General features: G+C 34.6%; 18 protein-coding genes. 10 read left to right on the top strand and 8 right to left on the bottom strand.

Translation table 11 applies throughout. From position 1 onward, the window contains the following. Nucleotides 1-57: 57 nt before the first annotated feature. Together EGI22_RS03505 and EGI22_RS03500 are read left to right on the top strand one after the other, a co-directional pair. On the top strand, nucleotides 58-1,812 hold the full coding sequence (locus EGI22_RS03505) for an ABC transporter ATP-binding protein (protein WP_255066453.1): 1,755 nt from the start codon (nucleotides 58-60) through the stop codon (nucleotides 1,810-1,812). 132 nt (nucleotides 1,813-1,944) lie between these two features. Further along, entirely contained in the window at nucleotides 1,945-3,144 is a 1,200-nt protein-coding gene (locus EGI22_RS03500; RefSeq protein ID WP_255066452.1) for a WG repeat-containing protein, read from the top strand. A 54-nt stretch (nucleotides 3,145-3,198) separates the two neighbouring features. On the opposite strand, the gene EGI22_RS03495 is transcribed toward EGI22_RS03500, so the two are convergent. Further along, on the bottom strand, nucleotides 3,199-4,317 hold the full coding sequence (locus EGI22_RS03495) for a P1 family peptidase (RefSeq protein WP_255066450.1): 1,119 nt from the start codon (nucleotides 4,315-4,317) through the stop codon (nucleotides 3,199-3,201). A gap of 60 nt (nucleotides 4,318-4,377) precedes the next feature. Beyond that, nucleotides 4,378-5,295 (bottom strand): AraC family transcriptional regulator, encoded by a 918-nt coding sequence (locus EGI22_RS03490; RefSeq protein ID WP_255066448.1) that lies wholly within the window; start codon nucleotides 5,293-5,295, stop codon nucleotides 4,378-4,380. 224 nt (nucleotides 5,296-5,519) lie between these two features. Between EGI22_RS03490 and EGI22_RS03485 the strand changes: the two genes are divergently transcribed. Then, entirely contained in the window at nucleotides 5,520-7,037 is a 1,518-nt protein-coding gene (locus EGI22_RS03485; RefSeq protein ID WP_255066447.1) for an aldehyde dehydrogenase family protein, read from the top strand. A 61-nt stretch (nucleotides 7,038-7,098) separates the two neighbouring features. Further along, entirely contained in the window at nucleotides 7,099-7,482 is a 384-nt protein-coding gene (locus tag EGI22_RS03480; protein WP_255066446.1) for a DUF779 domain-containing protein, read from the top strand. Nucleotides 7,483-7,524: 42 nt separating this feature from the next. Here EGI22_RS03480 and EGI22_RS03475 read toward each other — a convergent pair whose 3' ends face one another. From EGI22_RS03475 to EGI22_RS03460, 4 genes are all read right to left on the bottom strand, one after another. Continuing rightward, entirely contained in the window at nucleotides 7,525-7,983 is a 459-nt protein-coding gene (locus EGI22_RS03475) for a DUF1456 family protein (protein ID WP_255066445.1), read from the bottom strand. 91 nt (nucleotides 7,984-8,074) lie between these two features. Beyond that, on the bottom strand, nucleotides 8,075-8,776 hold the full coding sequence (locus EGI22_RS03470) for an SAM-dependent methyltransferase (protein ID WP_255066444.1): 702 nt from the start codon (nucleotides 8,774-8,776) through the stop codon (nucleotides 8,075-8,077). Nucleotides 8,777-8,780: 4 nt separating this feature from the next. Next, entirely contained in the window at nucleotides 8,781-11,006 is a 2,226-nt protein-coding gene (locus tag EGI22_RS03465) for a DUF5916 domain-containing protein (RefSeq protein WP_255066442.1), read from the bottom strand. Further along, entirely contained in the window at nucleotides 11,003-11,659 is a 657-nt protein-coding gene (locus EGI22_RS03460; protein WP_255066441.1) for an HAD family phosphatase, read from the bottom strand. Before EGI22_RS03460 ends, EGI22_RS03465 begins: the two co-directional genes overlap by 4 nt. Nucleotides 11,660-11,862: 203 nt before the next feature. Here EGI22_RS03460 and uvrA point away from each other — a divergent pair, with 203 nt between their 5' ends. The 6 genes from uvrA (at nucleotide 11,863) to EGI22_RS03430 (ending at nucleotide 19,092) form a co-directional block, all read left to right on the top strand. Continuing rightward, a complete protein-coding gene (gene uvrA / locus EGI22_RS03455; protein ID WP_255066439.1) occupies nucleotides 11,863-14,718 on the top strand; it encodes an excinuclease ABC subunit UvrA in 2,856 nt (951 codons plus the stop codon). Beyond that, complete coding sequence (locus tag EGI22_RS03450) at nucleotides 14,715-15,263, top strand: hypothetical protein (RefSeq protein WP_255066438.1); 549 nt, start codon at nucleotides 14,715-14,717, stop codon at nucleotides 15,261-15,263. The genes uvrA and EGI22_RS03450 overlap by 4 nt, the downstream gene beginning before the upstream one ends. After that, nucleotides 15,260-15,892: a carotenoid biosynthesis protein gene (locus EGI22_RS03445; protein ID WP_255066437.1), complete on the top strand. Its 633-nt coding sequence runs from the start codon at nucleotides 15,260-15,262 to the stop codon at nucleotides 15,890-15,892. Before EGI22_RS03450 ends, EGI22_RS03445 begins: the two co-directional genes overlap by 4 nt. A 97-nt stretch (nucleotides 15,893-15,989) precedes the next feature. Continuing rightward, the gene (locus EGI22_RS03440) at nucleotides 15,990-16,814 is read left to right on the top strand and encodes an amidohydrolase (RefSeq protein ID WP_255066436.1); all 825 of its coding nucleotides are present in this window, start codon (nucleotides 15,990-15,992) and stop codon (nucleotides 16,812-16,814) included. Nucleotides 16,815-16,816: 2 nt separating this feature from the next. After that, entirely contained in the window at nucleotides 16,817-18,025 is a 1,209-nt protein-coding gene (locus EGI22_RS03435) for an acyl-CoA dehydrogenase family protein (RefSeq protein WP_255066435.1), read from the top strand. Then, entirely contained in the window at nucleotides 18,025-19,092 is a 1,068-nt protein-coding gene (locus tag EGI22_RS03430) for a phosphotransferase family protein (RefSeq protein ID WP_255066434.1), read from the top strand. Before EGI22_RS03435 ends, EGI22_RS03430 begins: the two co-directional genes overlap by 1 nt. Before the next feature lie 84 nt (nucleotides 19,093-19,176). Here the strand turns inward: EGI22_RS03430 and EGI22_RS03425 are convergent, their stop codons facing one another. After that, the gene (locus EGI22_RS03425; protein ID WP_255066433.1) at nucleotides 19,177-20,214 is read right to left on the bottom strand and encodes a hypothetical protein; all 1,038 of its coding nucleotides are present in this window, start codon (nucleotides 20,212-20,214) and stop codon (nucleotides 19,177-19,179) included. Nucleotides 20,215-20,333: 119 nt separating this feature from the next. Next, the gene (locus tag EGI22_RS03420) at nucleotides 20,334-21,254 is read right to left on the bottom strand and encodes an alpha/beta hydrolase (protein ID WP_255066432.1); all 921 of its coding nucleotides are present in this window, start codon (nucleotides 21,252-21,254) and stop codon (nucleotides 20,334-20,336) included. Nucleotides 21,255-21,274: the final 20 nt, after the last annotated feature.

Below are 21,274 nucleotides of genomic sequence, written 5' to 3'. Positions count from 1 at the left end.
AATAGGAAATTAGAGTTGGCAAAAAAACATTTTAAAATTAAAAATAAAATAGAGTAATTGGAAACGGAAAAAGGCGAAAAAAAAATTATTGATTATCAAATACTTAAACGATTATTCGGCTTTATTTTGCCTTATAAACGTCCTTTTTACGTTTTGGTATTTTTAATAATCTTAAGTGCTATTTTAGCCCCAGCCCTACCTTTATTGATTCAATCTACCATTGATGGACCTATAGCAGATAGAGACTACAACAAACTTGCTATATATCTTGGTATAATGGTGGGAGTTTTAATGCTTAATTCTATTATTTCCTATTTCAACACTTATCAAGCAGGTTGGCTCAGTCAGCAAATTATTCATGATATTAGATTAAAGGTTTTTAAGAAAATCATTTCGCTAAAACTCAAATACTATGATCAAACACCGATAGGAAGATTGGTAACAAGAACCATTTCTGATGTAGAGTCTCTATCTGAGGTTTTTAGTTCTGGTTTCGCCGCAATAGCTGGCGACTTCTTACAACTAGCTTTGATAATTTCTGTCATGTTTTATCTAAATTGGAAACTTACACTTATAAGTATAAGTACTGTTCCGCTACTTCTGATAAGTACTTATATTTTTAAAGAAAAAGTAAAAAAGTCATTTAATCAGGTTAGAAATGCGGTTGCTAATTTAAACTCTTTTGTACAAGAGAGAATTTCAGGAATGAGTTTAATTCAAATTTTCAATGTGGAGAAAGAAGAATACCAGAAATTTGAAAAACTAAATCTAGATCATAGAAATGCCAACATCAAATCTATATTTTATTATTCTGTGTATTTTCCAGTTGCAGATGTGATTTCTGCACTCGGGGTAGGTTTAATTGTATGGTATGGAGCTCAAGGCTTGATTAACGAAGAAGTAACTTATGGTACCATAACGGCATTCATAATGTTTATCAATCAGTTTTTCAGGCCTATTAGGATGATAGCTGATAGGATAAATACCCTGCAAATGGGTATAGTCTCTGTTTCTAGGATTATCGAAATATTGGATGATGACGAAAACCTTGAAGTGGAAAAAGGAGAAATTTTTAATATAAAAGGAGAAGTAAGCTTTAAAAATGTTTGGTTTGCCTATATAGATGAACAATGGGTTTTGAAAAACTTAAGTTTTGATGTAAAAAAAGGTCAATCAGTTGCATTTGTTGGAGCAACAGGTGCTGGTAAAACTTCAATAATAAGTCTTCTAAATGGATTTTATGAAATAAACAAAGGTGAAATTCTGGTCGATGGAAATAATATTGTGGATTGGAAAAAAGAGAACCTAAGAAATCAGATTGGTGTAGTGCTACAAGATGTTTTCCTTTTTAAAGGAAGCATAGCTGAGAACTTAAGAATGGGTGATAAGAGCATTACTGATGAAATGATTGAATATGCGGCAAAAGAGGTTGGCGTGCATGAATTTATTTTGAAACTGCCTAAACAATACCAATATGAAGTAATGGAGCGTGGTGCCACACTTTCGATGGGCCAAAGACAATTACTTTCTTTTGTTAGAGTTTTACTTCATAATCCCAAAATTATTATTCTTGACGAAGCAACATCTTCGATAGATAGCGAGTCTGAAGAACTTATTCAAAACGCAATTGAAAAGTTAATGAAAAATAGAACTTCTATAATTATTGCTCATAGACTCAGTACAATTCAAAAGGCCGATAAGATAATTTTATTGGAAAAAGGTGAGATAAAAGAAGTTGGCACGCATCAAGAACTTTTAGAGCTTGGTGGATTATATACCAATTTATACGAAATTCAGTTTGCTGGAGTATAATAACTATCAATTAGTTATGTAAAATTTGGCTACTGTTGATAAAAATATAAAAAAACTTGAAAATAAATTTAAAATAAATAATTAGCATTTGGCATAAAATTTGGGTGACTTTATGTACTAACTATCGTACCCATGTTTAAAGGAAAAAAACAAATTATAATTACACTCGCGTTTTCAGCATTGATTTCAATATCAACATTTGCTCAAAACTCCAAAAAATTCGCTGCTGGATTTAAATATTCCAACGGCTTCTCCAAAATTGTATTAAATGGAAAATATGGATATATAGACAAAGATGGTTCTTTGGCAATACCATGTGTTTTTGATTATACAAATGATTTTTCAAACAATTTTGCAATAGTAAGAAATGAAAAAAAATACGCCATAATTAGTACCAATGGTCTTCCAATAGTAGATTTCAAATACGAATATTTAGAAAATTTCTCAGATGGATTAGCACTAATTAAACAAAATGGCAAATTTGGGTTTGTAAATCAGAAAGGAATAGAAGTAGTAGCTCCAAAATATGATTTTGCTATGAGTTTTTCTGAGGACCTTGCTTTAGTAGAAATTAATGGTAAATATGGTTTTATTGATAAATCTGGTTCCGTAAAAATAGCTCCCAACTTCGACTTTGCCAGTGCTTTTAATGACGGAATGGCCGTTGTGAAGGTAAATAACAAATTTGGATACATTAATGCCAAAGGAAATTTTGTAATTGAGCCGGTTTATGAGTCGGCAACAACATTCACAGAAGGTTTAGCTTCAGTAAAAATGGATGGTAAATATGGTGTAATAAATAAGAAAGCGAAAAACATTGCTGCATTTGAATATACAAGTATTACACCATATAAAAACGGACTTGCAGTTTTTGAAAAAGAAGGAAATTTTGGGTTGATGGACGTAAAAGGCAATGAAACAATAGCTGCAAATTTTCAATATATCGAAGAAGCATCTGAAGGTTTATTTGGCTTCAAAAAATTTGGTCTTTGGGGTTTTATGAATACTAAAGGTGAAACTATTGTTGAGCCAATTTTCGAAAACATAAGATCATTCTCTAACGGAATGGCCGTAGTAAGTGTAAATAATAAATATGGTTACATTGACGCCAAAGGAAAACTTGTAGTGCCAATAATTTTTGACAATGCTACTGATTTTTCTGAAGGACTTGGTTCTGTTAAATTCAGAGACTCTTATCTTTTTATAGACCAAAAAGCTAGAGAAAGAATGGAAATAACAAGAAGCATAGACAATTTAGACAAAATAATGGTGAAAGTTACTGACCCAACTCAAAAGAGCGAAGTGCTACTTTCAAGCTTAGGACTAGAATAACAAAACAATTTATATAAAAACTGAAATCACTTAGGTCAAAAACTTAAGTGATTTTTATTTTTTAAGGAGTTCTGTAACCTTCTCTATTGGCAACGCTTTGCCTTTAAAGCCATTAAAACCTTCACTATCTTCGGCCGCAAAAAGTGAGTTTATAATAGCCTCTTCGGTTGTTTCTACGCACGCTTGAAACAAAAGATCTAAATTATTATTATTCAATACTTTAAAAGTCTCAAAAATCTCTGAAGTAGAATAAGGTATTCTTAAATCTTTAGCAGTAGAAATAGCAATTACATAATCTCCGCTCCCATTGGCAGCCATGCCACCAGTTCTAGATAAGCCCAACATGGCTCTGGCGGCTAGTCTTTTTAGATTTTTAGCATTAAGAGGAGCATCTGTAATAATCACCATCATACAAGAGCCATCTTCTTTATATGCCTCGTCAATGTTTTTAAATTTATGATTGCCAAGCATTTGACCAACTGGAATTCCACCTATTTGTAAAACGCCACCAAAATTTGACTGTACCAAAACACCTAAAGTATAGCCACCTTTAGATTTTGGTAAAACCCTAGATGCTGTGCCAATTCCACCTTTATATCCAAGGCACATTGTACCAGTTCCAGCACCTACATTACCTTCTTCAACTTTCCCAGATTTGGCATTTTTTATTGCCTTAAACATATCTTCTTTGGTCAGTACTCTCGCCCGAATATCGTTTAAACCACCATCGTTGGTTTCGCCAACTACAGCATTAACACTCTTTACGTCTTTGTTTTCGGGGTTATTCAAAGTATAATCTACCAAAGCATCAATGGCTGTTGAAACAGCTAAAGTATTGGTTAGTAGAATCGGAGTTTCTATGCTTCCTAGTTCCTCCACTTGGGTGTATCCAGCCAATTTTCCAAAACCATTGCCTACATATATAGCTGCTGGAACCTTACTTTGAAAGATATTTTCCTCAATTGGTAAAATTGCTGTAACACCAGTACGGATATCAGTTCCTTCATTTAAAGTAAAATGTCCGACTTTGACACCAGGTACATCAGTTATAGCATTTAAAGGACCAGTCTTAAGAACACCAAAGTCAATACCAAAATCTCTTGCACGTTTTTTTTGAGCAGATAGTGAATAAACTGAAATTAAAATCAGGAGAAGTGTAAGTATGTTTTTCATTTCTAGAATTTTTCCAAAAAAGTAATCCTTATTTGAACAAATCCCAAATATGTGAAGAAATTATCTTGAAATAAAATTGGCTTTATCCTTAAATTCGGATGGAGAAAGATTTTTCTTTTTCTTAAATATGCGACAGAAATAAGAAAAACTATTAAATCCGCTAGCTAAATAGGCCTCTTTCACACTAATACGAGGATCACGAAGCAAACTTTCTGCGACTTTTAGTCGCTCTTCTATTATAAAGTCATTTGGAGACGAACCAAGTTCATGCTTAAAAGTTCTATAAAAATTAGATTCGCTCATGTAAGCCTTTTCACTCAACAATTCCACCGATAAATCTTCGGTCAAGTTATCTCTGATAAACTTAATGACGAAGGAAAGCCTATCGCTATTAGCATCTGTGAAAGATTTTTTAAGATACATAGATTTGGTTTCTGTCTGAAGTATCCTAATTACCAATTCCTGAATCAACAAGTCAGAAAAAATATCCTTTGATGGGTGATTTTCGGTAAAAATAAAAATCAGACGTTGCAAAATCTGATGAATAGCTATATCATTGGTAAAGTGGTAGTTATAATCCATCACAGACCATTCCGTGCCATTTTGTTTGGTTCCGCGATTGTTCAGCAAATCTACCGCTTCTTTGAGTTTGAGTTCAGAAAGCGATAAGGCCAAACATTGCGTTGGGTTACTAACAGATGCTTCCGGAAAGTCGATACACATCAACTCATTTGCTGGTAAAATAACTGACTCCCCAGGCAAAAAGCCGAAAGAAGGAGAATCTTGCAAATGCATCACTTTTTTACCTTTGATCATACTTGCCAAAACCGGCTGAGAAAACTGCAATAAAACTTGGGAAGCCTGAAGGTGAGTTTCAAAAATATTTAATTCTGCATTATTTAAAGTATGGACAGTTCTATTCTCCACATGGTTTTCCAGTTTCCTGTTTTGATAATGAGCAGAACTTAAATTAAGCATATCTTTCTTTTTTCTCTAAATTATTAAATAATATTTTTTCCACAAAAAATTGAACTATACAAATTAATTATCGCCCTGAAATTAAGAGAAATGTACAACTGTTTGGAGAATTGTACAACAAGATGACTGAAAAATGAAATCAGACGATAGGATTGTGCCAATAAATATGAAAATATTAAGATTCTTTTGTCCATAATCTATTTTTTACTTAAATATTAAAAATTATGTCATCTGAAAACAGCAATTTGGTTGAAAAACCCATATTCAAATCTCATTACGATAATTATATAGGAGGCAAATGGACAGCCCCAGCTACGGGTCAATATTTCGATGTTGTTTCTCCAGTGGATGGAAAAGTAATGTCAAAAGTGGCACATTCTTCAAAAATGGACATTGACATGGCGGTAGATGCTGCTCATGAAGCCTTCAAAACTTGGAGTCAAACATCTGCAACAGAAAGAAGCATTATTCTCAACAAGATTGCAGATAGAATTGAGGCCAATTTGAATTACATAGCTGCAGTGGAAACTATGGACAATGGAAAAGCTATAAGAGAAACCATTAATGCTGACATTCCCTTGGCTATCGATCATTTTAGGTATTTTGCAGGGGTTATTCGTGCAGAAGAAGGTTCAATTTCTGAATTGGATAAAGATACTGTTTCAATTATCGTACACGAACCGATAGGTGTGGTGGCACAAATTATCCCTTGGAATTTCCCTATTTTAATGGCTACTTGGAAACTTGCTCCAGCTCTTGCAGCAGGAAACTGTGTTGTGTTAAAGCCCGCAGAAAGCACGCCAGTATCTATAATGGTATTGATGGAATTAATTGAAGATTTGCTTCCGGCAGGGGTTATAAATATTGTAAATGGTTTTGGTGCCGAACTTGGTAGAACTCTGGTAACCAATCCGAAAGTATCGAAAGCAGCCTTTACAGGTTCAACAGCTACAGGTAGAATGGTAATGCAATATGCTACTGAAAATATCATTCCAGTAACTTTGGAATTGGGCGGCAAATCTCCAAATATCTTCTTCCCTTCGGTAATGGACGAAGACGATGCATTTCTAGATAAGGCAATCGAAGGTGCGGTACTTTTTGCACTAAACCAAGGCGAAGTATGTACGTGTCCATCAAGACTTTTGATCCATGAATCTATTTATGAAAAATTCATTGAGAGAGTTTTGAAAAGAGTAAAAGCCATAAAAGTTGGTCATCCACTTGACCCAACAGTTATGATGGGAGCACAAGCCTCTCAAATCCAGAAAGATAAAATTCTATCTTATATTAAACTCGGAAAAGAGGAAGGAGCAGAACTTTTATGTGGTGGCGACGTGAATAAACTAGGCGAAGAGCTTGATGGTGGATATTATATCCAACCTACACTATTCAAAGGACATAATAAAATGAGAATTTTCCAAGAAGAAATATTTGGACCAGTACTCGCAGTTACAACCTTCAAAACAACAGAGGAAGCTTTAGAAATCGCAAATGACACACTTTATGGCTTGGGAGCGGGTGTTTGGACACGCGATGCACATGAGTTGTATCAAGTACCGAGAGCTATTCAGGCAGGCCGTGTTTGGGTAAATCAGTACCATGCATATCCAGCTGGGGCACCTTTTGGAGGCTATAAGCAGTCGGGAATAGGTAGAGAAAACCATAAAATGATGCTTGGACATTATCGCCAATCAAAAAATATGTTGATTTCTTATAATAAAAACAAATTAGGGTTCTTTTGATAATTCTAAAACAACTGCAAATTCAGAGACTAACCTATTTCTGAATTTGCGGTTTTAATTTATGGAAAAAATAAAACGATTAGACGCCACTGCAAAAGCTCTGGAGCTTATAGAAATGCTGCAAGAAAAGTTTGGAGAATTGATGTTTTATCAAGCTGGTGGTTGCTGTGAGGGCACTCAACCGCAATGTTTTGAAAAAGGCAGCTTTTTCCCAAGAACCAACGATGTATGTATAGGTCAAATCAAAGGTTTTGATTTTTGGCTTGACAAAGATCTTTTTGAATATTGGAAATATTCACATTTTACTTTGGACGTAACAGATGGATTTGGTGCAGGAGGTTTTTCTCTAGAAACACCTTATGGAAAGACGTTTAAAGTAATTTACAGATTATTTACAGAAGAAGAAAACGGCAATTTAGAAGAGGTAAAACTGAATACTTATTGAAAATCAAATGTAGCTTTAGTTTTCCACCAGTTCGATTCTATTCTATTTTCGATATTTAATCTGTAGGCCTTCTAAAAAGTTTCTTAAAAATTGGTCTTTACATTCGCGATATTGCGGCTGAGATGGATTTCTGAAAAACGCACTGAGTTCATGTTTACCAATACGCATTTCTACTAAATCATAAATTGCAAGGATATCTTCATCTTTAAAATTTAGTGCTATCTTCAGTTTTCTAAAGATTATGTTGTTATTCAGCGTCTTTTCTGGCTCAGGTATTGGACCATCTTTGGCACCTCTAAAGTTTGTGATAAAACCATTTAAAAAAACAGCAAAAATCCTATCATTTAAAGGTTTGTGTGTATCTTCTTCCTCCTTTTTCAGATAATCGCTCACATCTGCTCTTGAGACCACCATTCCACCTTTGGCAAAAAGTTCCATCATTTTGTCATCTCCAAAATTGAATGTATAACGTAATCTTCGTAGAATATCGTTGTTTTTCATTTGTATTATCTTTTCTAAATTATAAAAGTAACAGAAAAAGGAAGGTATTTTAACTTCTTTCTATTAATTATTAAGGAAGGTGATTTTAAACTTAGTAAATCAAAAATATAGCAGGTCGTTTATGCAAATCTGGCAACCCTTTTCTTTTCCAAGATTCTATTGATCGAGTTTGAATATATTCATTTTCGGCAGTAATATCACAGGCAATACAAAGCCTAACATTGCCATTTAAAGAAGTTAAGATTGATGCCAACATCTGATTGTTACGATAAGGCGTTTCCATAAAAATCTGCGTCTGTTTCTTTTGAAGGGCTTCTTTTTCCAAAAATCTCAACTTCTTAACTCTTTCGTCTTCTTTTATGGGTAAATAACCATGAAAAGCAAAAGATTGTCCATTAAAACCCGAAGCCATAAGAGCAAGTAAAATAGAATTCGGTCCAACCAAAGGTTTGACTTTTAATCCTAATTGATGGGCCACTTCTACAACCAGTGCACCAGGGTCGGCTACCCCTGCACAACCTGCTTCAGAAATAATACCAGCATCGCCTGAAAGATTATTAACTTCATTAAATATTTCTTCAAACTTTGAATCTTGATTAATTTCGATAAATTCAAGTTCATCGATAACAATTCCTGCTTTTAAGGAAGAGATAAAACGTCTGGTTGTTTTTACATTTTCAACAAAAAAAACCTTTAAACTCTTAATAGTTTCTAAAGCAAATGGTGTCAATACTTCTTGATGACTGTTCTCAGCTAAAAGCATTGGAAGCAAGTAAATGTTTGGTTTCTGCATTGGATTAAAGGCTAAGCCAGTAGGTCATTTTAGCAAATATCGCTCTACTTTTTGGCATCCAAATCTCCGAGTTATAATTATCTGTGTAAACAATAAAGAAATCAGAAACAGGTGCAAAACGCCACTGAAGACGAGAGTTTACATTTAGGTTTTGAAACTGGGAATTATATTGAACATAATTTGTCCAGAAGAGTTTTTTGCTCATTGTCAAATCTATATTTGGCCCAATAACGTATACTTTGTTTTTTCCAGTAGACAATTTTATATCATTATAGCTGTAATTCAAAGCAACAAGACCAAAAGGCTGAAAACGATAATTAAGATTTCCTGACATAGAAAAAATTTTACCGTCGTAATATTGCCCAACCAAAGGATTGAAATTTAAAGAGACTTTTTTTCTTAAGTCAGTAACCAAATTGGCATCCAAAGTATAATAAGTATAAGAATTCCCTTTCTTCAGTTTGGGAAGAGAATTATTACTTCGCAAAGCATCAAAATCATTGAAAAGATAGGTAAAATTCTGACTAAAAGTTGTGAGTAACCTCATGGTATTTTGGAAAGCCAATAGCACAAACGGTCCAGCTTTCCTGTCTGTTATACCGATGCCACTGCTCTGATATTGATCATAATTTAAGCCAAAACTATACCTATTTAGGATTTTAGATTTAGGGAAAAAATTGAAACCAAATGTAGGATTGATATGAAAAAAATTACTTCTGGGCACAAATCCAGACTCGGCCTTAAATCCTTCACCCAAATAATCATGAGACCATTTTGCAATAAAACCTTTTACGTTATAACTCAGCAGCATTCCGGTAGCATAAGGATTTTTAGATTGATTAACATCAAATGACCGATGGTAAAAAATCTTCCCAAGCCATTTATTGTCATTTGAAAGCAGATTATATTCCAGTCCTCCTACCCTATTAAAGACACTAAATCCTCCTGCACTTGGACTAAATTTATTAACGAAAATGGCTCCGATATTCGATCGCTGAAAAACTTTTTTCTGCAAAGCCATTACCGTAAAATTCTGAGCATCTATTCCTCTTTCTTCGTCTTTGGCAGTTTGGGTATTCATTAAGCCAACCCTCCAAGTATCTCCTATTTTACCACTTAATCTAGCTCCATAATCTATTCTCGTTTGAATGTTTAACCCAGAAGTTGTGTCAAGTCCTATTCCAATATTTCTTGAAAAAAATGGGCTATACAGCTGATTTCCAACAATCAATGTACCTGTTGAGGGCAAAAAAGGATTAGTAATAAGACTTCCAAAACCTGTAAACAGATCTGAGTTTTCAAGGAAAAACTGCCTTTGTTCTGGCAAATTTATACTAAACCGTGTCAAATTAACAACCTGCTGATCAGCAGCTACATTTGAAAAATCAGGATTGATAGTAAGGTCAAGGTTTAATCCAGCCGTTACCCCTATTTTAGCATCTAAGCCTATACCTGGCTTGTAACCTTCGTTTGGTTTGTCATTTTCAAAATCTTTGGCAAACTTGCTCGACACATAAGGAATCAAAGCCACACTAGCTCCGTTTTTCTTAAGTGGATGTTCAAACTGAATCGGCAAGGTATATCCCAAGCTCATAATTATTTGGGATTGTGGTAAGGCAACAAGAGCACTGGACTCATTAGACTGAGTATCAAACCTATATGCTTTAAAAAACCAAGTATCAGCTCCTTCCTTGTATCTAAAGGTTGAAAAAGGAATAATAGCCTCTGAATACCATCCATCTTCTCCTATGTAACACTCAACTTTCCATTTATTATCCCAAAAAACATTCAAAAAGCTATTGTCAGTAGCTCCATTGTACATCAATCCCTCTCTCATTACACCGTAAGGATTGGTACCAAACATAAAACCATTGGTATGGTCAGCGAAAGTATCAAAATTAAAAGTAATGTTATCACTACCTCCAGCTCTAAAATCCCGCCTATAAGATGAAACTATGTAGTTATTATTGGGCGAAATCATTTTTGCAGATAAATAAAGATTCTTATCATCATAAAACATCCTTATTTCGGTATCATAAGTGGCATCTTTTTTATCATCAGGAAAATACTGATGAAACCCCTTCAATACTTCGGCTTGTTGCCAAGCCTCCTCATCTAATTTTCCATCTAAAACTATCTTTTGACTTATCTTTTTTACCAAATAAGGCTTTTGTGCAAATGCAGAATTAATACCTATAAAAAATAATATCGTCAGTAAAATTTTATTCATCCAATCAAACTATTAATGGCATGTAGGTCTATTTCGCTATAATCATTTATATAAATCGAACAAGGTGGTAATTCATCTTTTGTATGCGAAGACAATACGCCAACTACTTTCATTCCAGCCTTTAGGCCTGCTGAAACACCAGAAAAGGAATCTTCAAAAACAATACATCTTTGCGGATTAACACCTAAGTTTTCTGCTGACTTAAGGTATACTTCGGGATTCGGTTTGTGTTGGCTCACATTTTCACTAGCCATTATTGACTCCATATTAGGCTCGAAGCCTAATTTTCCCATAATCAAATCAAGGTTGGCTCTTGGTGCTGAGGTAGCTACCCCAGTTTTAAAACCTCCAGATTTTAATTCACTTAGAAACTCTAAATACCTTTCAATTGGTTTTACGTTTTCAGAATAAATCTCCCTAAATAAAGATTCTTTTTCAAATTCTAAATCAATAAATTCTTGGCCTACAATTTCTCTACCTAAGAAATGCTTCAGAATATAGCTATTGCTTTTCCCATACATGTGCAACGAAAACTCTTCTTCTGTTGGATAAAGGTCTCTTTTTGCAAAAAAAGTTTTAAAAGCTAAACTATGAAAAGGATTGGTGTGACATATCACGCCATCCATATCGAATATTACAGCGGCTTGGTTCATTGTTCAAAAATAACACAAAAAGATATTTTTAGAGAATAAAAAATCTAGTTGTATGGTTTTATTCGACAAAAAATCAAAATCTGACAATTAGGAAGAAATATTTTTACATTTTTCTGAATAAAATCGCAACAATTTATGCTAAAAAAAGTATTAATATTCATTGCAAATAATTGAAATAGATGAAAACCGCTTAATTTTGCTAAATGAAAAAAAGCAATTCTGAAGAGACTTTGAAAGATATAGATTCCCTAGACCCCAAAAAATATATAATCATAAAAGGTGCAAGAGTAAACAATCTCAAAAACCTGAGTGTAGCTATAAAAAGAAATACTTTGACAGTAATAACAGGTCTTTCAGGTAGCGGAAAATCCTCTTTGGCGTTTGATACTTTGTATGCCGAAGGCCAAAGAATGTATGTAGAAAGCCTCAGTTCGTACGCAAGACAGTTTTTAGGAAGAATGGAAAAGCCCGAGGTAGATTATATCAAAGGAATATCACCAGCCATCGCCATCGAACAGAAAGTAGGTTCCAAAAACCCACGTTCTACAGTTGGAACTATTACAGAAATCTATGATTATCTTAAATTACTTTTTGCAAGAATTGGCGTAACTTATTCACCAATAAGTGGATTAAAAGTAAAAAAAGATAGTGTTTCTGATGTTGTAAATTTCCTCTTTTCTTTTCCGGAAAGTACCAAAGTTGTAATTCTTAGCCCGTTAAAACCCAAAGAAGAGCGAGATGTATTGTCAGAACTGACTTTACATTTAAAAAAGGGATTTACAAGAATTATGGTAAAAGAAGACATCGTATTGATTGAGGATTTCCTCGAACTCGCTGATAAGAAAAAAATCAAAGCATCGGATGTTAAAATCTTAATTGATAGAGCTGTAATTCATTTTGATGAGAATAATATCCCTGAAGAAGACACACAATATAGAATTTCGGATTCCTTACAGACGGCTTTTTTTGAAGGAGAAGGCGAAGCAGAGGTTCATGTGCTTTATGAAGATAAAAAAATCGTTAAAAACTTCTCTGATAAATTTGAGTTAGACGGTATATTATTCGAAGAACCTAGTGTAAATCTTTTTACTTTCAATAACCCTTTTGGAGCTTGTAAAAGATGCGAGGGCTTTGGAAATGTGCTTGGACTTGACCCAGATTTGGTTTTCCCTGACAAGAATCTCTCTGTTTTTGAAGGAGCTATAGCTCCTTGGAGAAGTGAGAAAATGAACGAATACCTCATGCCTTTGGTGAGAAAGGGCATACAGTTTGATTTCCCAATTCATAGAGCTATCAAGGATTTAACGGAAGATCAATACCGATTGCTTTGGACTGGAAACGAGCACTTTACAGGCCTAGATGATTTCTTTAAATTTCTAGAAGAACAGACTTATAAAATTCAATATAGAGTAATGCTTTCGAGGTACAGAGGCCGAACTACCTGTCCAGACTGTCGTGGCTCAAGACTCCGAAAAGATGCTTCTTACGTAAAAGTTGGTGGTAAATCTATAATAGACTTGGTTCTTTTGCCAATTTCCGTAGTTTACGAATTTTTCAATAACCTCGATGTGACAGAATATGAGCTAAAAGTTGGTAAAAGAATTTTGATAGAAATTAATAATCGCTTAGACTACATGCAGCGTGTAGGTTTGGGTTATTTAACACTCAATCGCTTGTCAAATTCCCTCTCAGGAGGAGAAACCCAAAGAATCCGTTTGGCTACTTCGCTCGGTAGCTCCTTAGTAGGTTCCATGTATATTCTTGACGAACCATCCATTGGCCTACATCCTCGAGATACGCAAAGGTTGGTTAGTGTTTTGGAATCATTAAAAGCCTTAGGCAATACAGTTATAGTTGTTGAACACGAAGAGGAAGTAATGAAAGCCTCTGACGAAATCATAGACATTGGCCCAGAAGCAGGGCTTTTAGGAGGACATTTGGTATTTCAAGGAGCTTGGAAAGGGCAAAAAGTAGAAAAATCCGATAGTCATACTTTGAATTTTTTAGGTGGAATAGATAGAGTAGAAATACCCAAACACCGAAGAAAATTCATGGATTTCATTTCACTAAACGGTGCCAGAGAAAATAACCTAAAAAATGTAAATGTAAAAATTCCATTGGGGGTTTTGGCTGTGGTTACCGGCGTTAGTGGTTCTGGAAAATCAACTTTGATAAGAAAAATATTGTACCCGGCACTTGCCAAATTAAAAGGTGAGTTTGGAGATGAGGTAGGCAAATACGACGATATTACAGGAAGCCTGAGCAGAATTACGCAGATAGAAATGGTTGACCAAAACCCAATTGGAAAATCAAGTCGTTCAAATCCAGTAACTTACATTAAAGCCTACGACAACCTCCGAGCCTTGATGGCAGAACAACCGCTCTCTAAAACCCGCGATTATAAACCTGCCCATTTCTCATTCAATGTAGAAGGCGGCAGATGCGAAGCTTGTCAAGGTGAGGGTTACCAAACCATAGAAATGCAGTTTATGGCCGATGTGAAACTTACATGTGAAAGCTGCCATGGCAAAAGGTTTAAACAAGAGGTTTTAGAAGTAAAATACCATGACAAAGACATTGCTGAAATATTAGATATGACGGTTGATGAAGCCGTTGAATTTTTCAAAAATGCCCATGCAAAAATCGCCGAAAAAATCCAACCACTTCAGGATGTTGGTCTAGGATACATAAAATTAGGGCAACCTTCCAACACTCTTTCTGGTGGTGAAGCTCAAAGGGTAAAACTGGCTTTCTTCTTGGGCAAAGGCAATGCAGACAAAGGTCGTACCCTTTTCATTTTTGATGAACCTACCACTGGCCTGCACTTTCATGATATCAAAAAATTGCTCAAAGCGATGAATGCATTGGTGGACCAAGGCGACAGTGTTATTATAATCGAGCATAATATGGAAGTGATAAAATCTTCGGATTGGATTATTGACCTTGGACCTGAAGGTGGAGACAAAGGCGGATACGTGTGCTTTGAAGGTACGCCTGAAGAAATGGTAAAAATAGAGGGGAACTATACGGCGGACTTTTTGAAAGAAAAACTTCCATGAGAATACCTGTCGAATTCAGACTGTTAATGCTCTTAGTTTTGGCTTGGAGATTGATTATAGCAGGTAAAAAGAAATTCGACTTGGGACATTCTAATTACGTAAATTTTGACATTTTACCTGAGGTAATACCCGAAAAGCCGATCAAAAACAATTCATTTTCAGTTATATATAAAGAATTTTTCAGGTCGAAAGTTCGGGATAAGCAAAACGAAAGCAAATTTTATTTTGCAATATTCCTAATTCAAAAAATTGAAAAACATTATCAAAAAAGAGGCATTTTTAGATTATTTTGGTATGATCAAAAATACGTCATTAGCTTCTACCAAATCCTTCAGTATTTAAATCTGGAAGAGGATGCGAAAAATTTCGGACAAATTTTAAACAAAATATCTCCAGAAATCTTTAATTTGTTAAAGTGCGGAGAATTTTCCAAGATAAAACCCGACAGTTTCAGTGTACATGGTGATGACCAATTTGAGGAATTTGCACTTTTTGATAAAACTTTCAGTATTCCAAAATATTACGAAGCATTGCATAAACTATGACAGCAAAATCTACTATTTGGCTTTTATCGACCATGTATCTCGCTGGTTTTATAGGACTTAGTATAAGCTCTACAAAAAATTCCTTCCAATTCCTCACGCCTTTTCATATATCAGCCGTTACATTTTTTTTGATTTTCTTTCAAAAAAACAAGAGCTCATCTTTTTGGATTTTTTTTACTATTTCAGCACTCGTTGGTTATTTAATAGAGGTTTTGGGCGTAAAAACCGGGCTGATTTTTGGTGAATACAAGTATCTTACCACATTAGGGCCAAAAATATTCGAAGTTCCACCCATTATTGGTCTCAATTGGTTTTTGATGATTTATTGTACGGGTTCGTTCGTTCTAAGCTTAAATACAAAAAGTATTTTCTTAAAAAGCCTTTTTGGAGCATTACTAATGACTGCTTTTGACTTTTTTGCTGAACCCGTAGCCATTGCTCAAAATATGTGGTCATGGACAAACAACAACCCTCCGATTCAAAATTATGTCGCTTGGTTTGCGATAAGTTTCGTCTTACTCTATTATTTCAACAAAACTACATTTGAAAAGAAAAACAAACTATCAACAGCTGTTTTTTGGTTTCAATGGTTGTTTTTTGTGAGTTTATTTCTTTTTCAGAAATTCTAAACAAAGACTAATCAATTGTTAAGTTTTAGTTTTAAAATCCAATAATTTTAGGCAATTATCCTAAAACAAGCTATATTAGAATTCAAAAGGGATAATAATGAAAATAGATGCTCATCAACATTTCTGGAACTATAATTCAACAGATTTTGCATGGATAAACGATGAAATGGCCAAGATTCAAAGGAGCTTTTTACCTGAAGATCTTAAACCAATATTGGATGCAAACCAAATCGACGGTACAGTTCTCGTTCAAGTAAATCAAACTGAGGAAGAAACCTTATATATCAACGGGCTAGCCGAGCAAAATGATTTCATAAAAGGCGTTGTTGGATGGACGGATTTAAAATCTCAAACTTTAAAACAATCCTTAGAAAAATTTAAAGAATATCCAAAAATCAAAGGCTTTAGGCATATTGTTCAGGGTGAAGAAATTGGCTTTATGAGAGATCCTTCTTTTGTGTCTGGCATTCAAACGCTTTCGGAATATGATTATACGTATGATATCCTAATCTATCCGACCCAAATGAAAGATGCGATTTATTTGGCCAAAACCTGCCCTAATACGCATTTTGTAATAGATCATCTAGCAAAACCTTATATCAAAGACCAAAAAATATCACAATGGGGGAATTACATCCAAAAACTTTCTGAACTTCCGAATGTACATTGCAAGGTTTCTGGAATGGTAACCGAAGCAGATTGGAATTCTTGGAAAAAAGAAGATTTTTATATCTATCTCGATATAGTTTTGGGTAGTTTTGGTGTAGACAGAATTATGTATGGCTCAGATTGGCCTGTATGTTTGGTTGCAGCAGAATATTCCGAGCAACTGAATATTTTAAAAAGCTATTTTGAAAAATTAACCACTTCTGAAAAAGATTTAATATTTGGCTCAAATGCCATCAAATTTTACAAACTATAAATATGTCAAACATTTTCCAAACCAATAAAATCAAGGAGATACTGCCCAAAGTTAAATCCTTTGTAAAAACACACCTCTATAATCTGGAAACTCCAGAAATAATGAATGGAAATTTCTCTAAAGTTGAGCCTATATTATTAGAAAAACGAGAAATCGTGAAGCAAGAAGGTCTGTTTGGTATGCACCTCTCCGAAAAAGAAGGTGGACTTGGGCTTAGTCTTTGCGAATTTGGACAAGTCTCTGAAATCCTAGCCTACTCTCCTTTCGGACATTTCGTGTTCAATACCCAAGCTCCAGATATTGGCAATACGGAATTACTGCATAAATACGCCTCTGAAGAACTAAAAAGTAAATTTTTGAAACCTTTGCAAGAAGGAAAAATTAGAAGTTGCTTTAGCATGACCGAGCCTGAGTTTGCCGGCTCAAATCCTACCATGATGGGAACTACAGCAGTTAAAGATGGTTCTGACTATATCATCAATGGACATAAATGGTTCACCTCATCTGCGGATGGTGCTGCTTTTGCTGTAGTTATGGCTATCACAAATCCCAATGCTCCAGCTCACCAAAGAGCCAGTCAAATTATTGTGCCTTTGGACAATCCCGGATATGAATTTGTTAGAAATATTCCAATAATGGGCCATGCGGGAGATAGCTGGGCAAGCCATGCAGAAGTCAAATACAATAATGTACGCGTGCCTCAGAGCTATTTGGTAGGACCAGAAGGTAGCGGTTTCAAATTAGCTCAAGAACGTTTAGGGCCGGGAAGAATCCATCATTGCATGCGTTTTATTGGCATAGCCCAGCGGAGTTTTGACCTAATGTGTCAATATGCTCTAAGTAGGAATATTACCGAAGAAAAAACACTTGGCCACATGCAATTTATTCACGGATTTATCGCTGAATCCAAAGCTGAAATAGAAGCTGCTAGACTATTGGTATTAAATACCGCACATAATATTGATTTAAATGGTGCGGCAGCTTGCAGAGATGAAATTTCCGCAATAAAATTTTCTACAGCTAACATGATGCTGAGAGTGGTGGATAGAGCTATTCAAGTTCATGGTGGTCTAGGAATGACTACCGATGTGATTTTGTCGTATTTTTATACGCACGAACGTGCCTCAAGGATTTATGATGGTGCCGATGAAGTACACAAATCTGCTTTGGCAAAGAATATTTTGAAAAACTTCAATCCTATTTCACTTTAATGGAAGATCAAGCTAAGAAAATTAGAATAGGAGAAGAGTTGGATATAGAAAATTTACAAAAAGCATTAAAAGAAAACATCCCAGATTTTACTAAAATTATAGAAATTCAACAATTTCCAGGTGGTTTTTCAAATCTTACCTATTTGATATTAACTAATGGGAATAAATACGTTTTAAGAAAGCCGCCTAAAGGTGCAAAAGCTATAAAAGGTGGACACAACATGAAACGTGAGTATGGTATTTTATGTAGTTTAAAGGAAGCTGGTTTTGCTAAAATCCCCGATCCTATTTTTTATTCATCTGATGAGGAGGTAATTGGAAGCGAATTTTATGTAATGGAAAAACTTGAAGGAACCATTCTAAGAAATTCTCAGATAAAAAACCAATTGCCTATTCTAAATCCTGAATTAATGCAAAATTTATCTATTGAACTTTGTAAAACTCAGGCAGAATTACATAAAATTGAAATTGATGGTACACCTCTGCAGCAAATTGGTAAACCTGAAGGTTATATAGAAAGGCAAGTTTTGGGGTGGCACGAACGTTATAAAAATGCCGAAACAGATGATATTTCCGAAGTGGAAAAAGTAATTGAGTGGTTAAAATCTAATCTCCCCGAAGAAATCAAACCTAGTTTGATTCATAATGATTTTAAGTTTGATAATGTTATTTTTGACTTAAAAACTCAAAAAATTCAAGCAATATTAGATTGGGAAATGACAACAGTTGGTGATCCGAGAATGGACATTGGCACAACACTTTCTTATTGGGCTGAAGCTGGAGATGGAGATTTTGAGAAGAACTTTAATTTAAGCTGGTTACCAGGTGCACTCACTCGAAATGAATATGTAGAGCTATATAAAAGTTTCAATCCAAACATTGACCTTTCAAAAATTTTATATTTTTATATTTTTGGCCTTTTCAAAAACGCAGTAATTATTCAACAAATATATTCTAGATACAAAAAAGGCTTAACCCAAGATCCCCGATTTGCTAATTTAGGATTTGGCGTAAAAAGTTTAATCAAAAAGGCGGCTGAATCAATTGATTATAAGAAGATGTTATAAAATTTAGATTAGAGACAATTTGGATTTAAATTCATAAAAAAAGGGGCCAAAAGCCCCTTTTTTAAATATAACATCTAAAATTTCTTATCTGTTCAATATCAAACTTTGTGTCATTGCTTCAGTACCATTGATAACTCTAACTGTAAGGTTAGTGGTAACCATGCCGTTTGGCAAAGTATACGCTTTTCTCAATTCTCTAACAGTACCTGACATTTTCATAACTACTCTACCATCTTGGTTTGTCAAATCAACAGAGATATTATCTGTGTCTCTCATTCCAGTAAGTTTCAAGTTAAATTCTCCTTGAGTTGGGTTTGGCCAAACACCGATTTCTTTCGTGATATTTCTGCCAGTTCCTGAAGTAAACATTGCACCGTCTTTGTTTCCAGAAGAAACATTGATTCTGCTGTTGTCTTTCACCCAAACGCCACTTTTAAGATAAGCAACATCTGATTTATCTTTCAAACTTACATCTACTGAACTGTTATCGTTTGATTTCAACACCCAGTATTCTGTTTGATTTATTGACTCAACATCATAGTCTAAATCAGCTGAAACATCCATAGGATTGTTTGCAACATATTTAGCCTCAAGTGTTTTACCATTCATTTTGCTAACTTCAAAGCTCTTCAAATTAGTACCATCACCTACAGGAAATTCAAAAGAACCATTTCCTGTTTTGCTCATTACTCCTGCAACGTGTGACATATCACTTGCTCCGCTTGTAGTAGCATTTTCGCCTAATTCAAGGCCAGACTCATTGTAAGTACTTACAATTCCTTTTCTAAATGAAACCTCATCAGAAACGGAAACAGGTGTTTGAAGATTTATGTCGTTTTCAACGGCAATCCTTGACATTTCTGCTTTGGTAGTTCCAGAAACAGTTTGTGGCGATTGACCATCAAAATTCACTTCACCTTTTGAAACCAATTTTGCATTGTTTTTCAAATCTCCTTTAAGGTGCAGTTTACCATTGTTAGTAATTTCACCATTGTTGGTTACATCAGAACCTAAACTTACTACTGCACCTTCTGCAATATAAAGTTTCGTAGAGTTAACCACCTGTGCTGAAGCATAAGTAACAACTAAACCTAAGCCGATTGAAAGAATAATTTTTTTCATATTTGTATAGTTTATGTCTAAATCCTGACCTAAAATTACCTTATTGATAATAGAATAAAAAATATTAAAAGCATTTTTTATTAAATGGCTCAGACGTATATATTATGCAATATAGCACATTATTTCATCCAATTGTTTAATCTAAGCCATTCTTCTAATCGTGCTGGCCAAGAAGCAACTGGGCCTTTATTACTTTTTTTCATTGAGAATCCATGCCCTCCTCTATCGTATATGTGCATTTCGGATGGAATTCCTTTCGCTTTAAGGGCTTTAAAATACGCTAAACTGTTGTTTACTAATACACCATCGTCAAATGCATGCACTAAAAAAGTAGGCGGAGTTCCATTTTTTACTTGAAGCTCATTTGAATAATGTTCGATTTTTTCAATCGTAGGATTATCGTTTAAAAGATTTTTCCTAGAACCTAAATGAGCATATTTATCAGAAAATGATATAACTGGATACAAAAGGATAGCGAAATTAGGTTTTACACTAATGGAGGCATCTGTTATTTCACCTATTTGCTCATCAAAATGTGTACTTACTGAAGCTGCTAAATGCCCTCCAGCCGAAAAACCCATGATTCCCACTTTTTCAGTATCTAAACCATACTTTTGGGCATTTTTTCTTATATATCTAAAAGCTTGCTGAGCATCCTGCAAAGGCCTAATTTCTGCATTTTCATATAAATCATATTGTGGAAGGCGATATTTAAGAACAAAAGCAGTTACACCTTTACTCGCAAACCACTCCCCTATGCTAGTTCCTTCATGATCCCATGCTAAAATTCCATAACCTCCACCTGGACAAATCACAACCGAGGCATCGGATGTTTTCTTTTTTGGTTTAATTACCGTTAAAGAAGGATCCATTATGTTATTTATCCTAGTTATCCCATCCTTTCCTATAACGACGTTTTCTTTGGTATTAATAGCACTTTCCTTTATACCTGGAACTCCATTTTCATACAAACTAACTACTGGATATTGTGCAAAAACAGTATTGGAAAGTATCATTAATATCAGAATTGTTTTTTTCATTTTTAATATAGGGTTGAATA

The organism is Lacihabitans sp. LS3-19, from assembly GCF_024343575.1.
GTDB lineage: Bacteria > Bacteroidota > Bacteroidia > Cytophagales > Spirosomataceae > Leadbetterella.
Note: the sequence above shows the minus strand (reverse complement) of the source record. Positions and strands in the feature narration are given on the sequence as shown.

What these genes read in the sequence shown, in the direction of transcription:
- EGI22_RS03500 (WP_255066452.1), top strand. Translation starts at nt 1,945, where the DNA reads ATGTTTAAAGGAAAAAAACAAATTATAATTACACTCGCGTTTTCAGCA.
- EGI22_RS03495 (WP_255066450.1), bottom strand. Translation starts at nt 4,317, where the DNA reads ATGAAAAACATACTTACACTTCTCCTGATTTTAATTTCAGTTTATTCA.
- EGI22_RS03490 (WP_255066448.1), bottom strand. Translation starts at nt 5,295, where the DNA reads ATGCTTAATTTAAGTTCTGCTCATTATCAAAACAGGAAACTGGAAAAC.
- EGI22_RS03485 (WP_255066447.1), top strand. Translation starts at nt 5,520, where the DNA reads ATGTCATCTGAAAACAGCAATTTGGTTGAAAAACCCATATTCAAATCT.
- EGI22_RS03480 (WP_255066446.1), top strand. Translation starts at nt 7,099, where the DNA reads ATGGAAAAAATAAAACGATTAGACGCCACTGCAAAAGCTCTGGAGCTT.
- EGI22_RS03475 (WP_255066445.1), bottom strand. Translation starts at nt 7,983, where the DNA reads ATGAAAAACAACGATATTCTACGAAGATTACGTTATACATTCAATTTT.
- EGI22_RS03470 (WP_255066444.1), bottom strand. Translation starts at nt 8,776, where the DNA reads ATGCAGAAACCAAACATTTACTTGCTTCCAATGCTTTTAGCTGAGAAC.
- EGI22_RS03465 (WP_255066442.1), bottom strand. Translation starts at nt 11,006, where the DNA reads ATGAATAAAATTTTACTGACGATATTATTTTTTATAGGTATTAATTCT.
- EGI22_RS03460 (WP_255066441.1), bottom strand. Translation starts at nt 11,659, where the DNA reads ATGAACCAAGCCGCTGTAATATTCGATATGGATGGCGTGATATGTCAC.
- uvrA (WP_255066439.1), top strand. Translation starts at nt 11,863, where the DNA reads ATGAAAAAAAGCAATTCTGAAGAGACTTTGAAAGATATAGATTCCCTA.
- EGI22_RS03450 (WP_255066438.1), top strand. Translation starts at nt 14,715, where the DNA reads ATGAGAATACCTGTCGAATTCAGACTGTTAATGCTCTTAGTTTTGGCT.
- EGI22_RS03445 (WP_255066437.1), top strand. Translation starts at nt 15,260, where the DNA reads ATGACAGCAAAATCTACTATTTGGCTTTTATCGACCATGTATCTCGCT.
- EGI22_RS03440 (WP_255066436.1), top strand. Translation starts at nt 15,990, where the DNA reads ATGAAAATAGATGCTCATCAACATTTCTGGAACTATAATTCAACAGAT.
- EGI22_RS03435 (WP_255066435.1), top strand. Translation starts at nt 16,817, where the DNA reads ATGTCAAACATTTTCCAAACCAATAAAATCAAGGAGATACTGCCCAAA.
- EGI22_RS03430 (WP_255066434.1), top strand. Translation starts at nt 18,025, where the DNA reads ATGGAAGATCAAGCTAAGAAAATTAGAATAGGAGAAGAGTTGGATATA.
- EGI22_RS03425 (WP_255066433.1), bottom strand. Translation starts at nt 20,214, where the DNA reads ATGAAAAAAATTATTCTTTCAATCGGCTTAGGTTTAGTTGTTACTTAT.
- EGI22_RS03420 (WP_255066432.1), bottom strand. Translation starts at nt 21,254, where the DNA reads ATGAAAAAAACAATTCTGATATTAATGATACTTTCCAATACTGTTTTT.